Origin of the sequence: Helicobacter cetorum (assembly GCF_900198405.1) — a bacterium.
In the GTDB taxonomy this organism is placed as follows: Bacteria; Campylobacterota; Campylobacteria; order Campylobacterales; family Helicobacteraceae; genus Helicobacter; species Helicobacter cetorum_C.
The window spans coordinates 1-2,493 of the sequence record NZ_FZMR01000035.1 but is presented as its reverse complement, the minus strand read 5'-3'; the positions used below and the strand labels follow the sequence as shown (position 1 = coordinate 2,493).

Here is a 2,493-nt window from a genome sequence, read left to right as displayed (position 1 = left end):
AATTTAACGCTCTCTATGGCGAGAATGCTACCATTGAGGGCGGGCAAATTATGGGGACAAAAGAAAGCGTTTATAATGAATTTTGGTCTGCGTATGAAAAACTCTATTGGGGGACAAGTGGGGATAGCACCACTCGTGTGAAAGGCACTTATGACAAGCCTGCAGAGCATAGTTTGGCAAGTAATTTTAAACAATACGACACAAGATTTAAAAGCGATTTTGACAAATTATACAAAAATGAAAAAAGTCAATCAAGCGAGCAAGCACCAGAAGTTCATCAAGTTGTTAGTAGCGACCCTAAAGATGTGCTTGGTCAAGTCGCAAAAGAACCTACAGCAAGTCAAGGCGTATCTCAAAATAACCCAACTCCAGAAAAAGGCAGTCTTGCAGAACAATACAATACTGCGCTTGATACAATCAATGCTATAGAAAAAGTTGACAAGCAAATTGATACTATACTATATGGAAATAGTGGCGATGGTGAAAACATGTCATTTTCTTCTGGGTTAAAGCAACTTGTTGATGGCGTTTCAAGTGAAGATACTTCGGCTATTGTTGCTGATGTGCTAAAGACTATAGAAGGGTTGCAAAGTAGCCTAACGACTGACAAAAGCAGTCAGAATGAGAGCCTTAAAAATAGTGCTACGCAAATTGATAACACTATTAGCTCAGCGCTTACTGCTATTCAAACCGAATTAAAAAAAGGTGAACAAAGCGGAAACTATGAAAATTTAGAAACATATGTTAAGACCTTAGAAGACGCCATAAGCATGGGTTCAATCAGTGGCGATACTAACTCTTCGCAGACACCAAGTGAGCATGAGGGTAGTGGTTCTAACGATAATGTTGTTGCCCAACAGCTTAAAAATCCCTACTACTACAGATATGAGCGACATTCAAAAAGTATCAGCAGACGGCTCAGTAGCAAAAAACTATGATACAGAAATGAATAAATTGTATTCTAAAAAAGACGCTACTAATCCACAGGGCGATGAGGCGTATACTATTACAGAAGATGGCTCGCTTTCAACTGCGTCAGGCAGTCTAGCAGAAACATATAAAGACCTTGCCAAAGCCCTCTATGGAGAAACAACAAGCGAGCAAGGCACTGAAATACCCGGTAGCGCAGAAAATCCTTTAGATAATTCTCTAGCCGCTCAATATAACAAAGCTGTAAAAAATCTTTATGATGTTGCTAACGCCTCTTCTACAACTAATCCTAACCAAAAGATTAATGCTAATAGCGATAGCTTAGCCTTAAAATACGCTCAAGCCGTAACTCAATACAGCAACGCCGTTAATAAAATGTATGGCACGACCACAGAACAAGGGACTAAAACAGACCCCACAATAGGTAGTATGAATGGCGAAAATGCCGGTAAGGTTACTATTAGTGGCACAGATAATAGCTTGAGCCACAATTACGACACTTTAAACAAAAATCTTTATGATGATAGCACTGATAGCACTACCGGAAATTTGGCTAAGCCGGATACCAACAGCTTGGTATCCCAATACAAAACCGCTTTAAAAACTCTTCAAACAGCTTTAGGGGGCTTGTATGGTCAAGACGGCGATACAAGCAAAGTAAGCGTGGAGCAATACGAAAAAGGCAATACTTCAAACCAAAGCACTGATAGTATCAATCAACAATACCAAAATGCTACAAACAAGCTCAATCAAGCCAAGCATGATTTGTATGGGGAAAATGGCACAAAAGAAAATCCTACCCAAAATAGCGTAGCTAAAATCTATGAAGATAATAAAGCCAATTTAGCTAACGCTCAAAAACAAGAAAATGACGCTAAAGGCGAGCTATATGGAAAAAATGGCGATACGCCAAACACAGAAAATAATGCCTCAAGCAATAGTGCTTATAAAGTGTATGAGGCTAAAAAAGAGGCGATACAAAACGCCCAAACAGCAGTGAAAAATATCAGCCATAAACTTGCTGAGACAATCGCTACAGAAACAAGCTCTCTTAGCAGTGTGGTTGCAGAGTCTAGTAGGACCGCTCTTGGAGTGCAAGAAATGCAACAACAAATGAGTGCTTTAAGCGATGCAGTAAGCGTTTTAAGTGAAACAAAGATTTTTAGCGGTTTGGATAGTGTGAGTCATTCTTTAAAAGTGGTTGAGAACAATCAAAAGGTTTTAAGCTCTTATTTGAATGGCTCTAGTGCTAGTGTGGGGCAATTAAGAGATGCTACGCAAGCAACCCTTTCATCAATCAATAATGCGCTTAATGAAGTGGATTTGCAATTAAAAAAGCTTGATAGCTCTCAAGTGGTTTTAAAAACGCAATTAGCCGCTAATCTTGTGCCAAGCCAAGCCAATCTTTCCACTTCTTCAACGCAAAAAGATTTGCTTAACACCTTAAAAACCACTCTAACCAATCAAAAGAATGCCTTGCTTAGTGTCAAAAAGAATGTTGATGTAGCAATCAATAACGCTAAAAACTCGCCCACTAAAACCCCTAAAATCACCAACACCAAC

The 2,493-nt window shown here is 39.2% G+C and carries 1 protein-coding gene and 1 pseudogene; both read left to right on the top strand.

Annotation, left to right across the window (positions count from 1 at the left end):
* Positions 1 to 938 (top strand): hypothetical protein (locus C6H25_RS08085; RefSeq protein WP_158653911.1); only part of this gene is annotated, 938 nt, incomplete at its 5' end.
* Positions 844 to 2,493 (top strand): annotated as a pseudogene (locus C6H25_RS08080) (hypothetical protein); the annotation flags it as partial. The gene C6H25_RS08085 and the pseudogene C6H25_RS08080, both read left to right, overlap by 95 nt.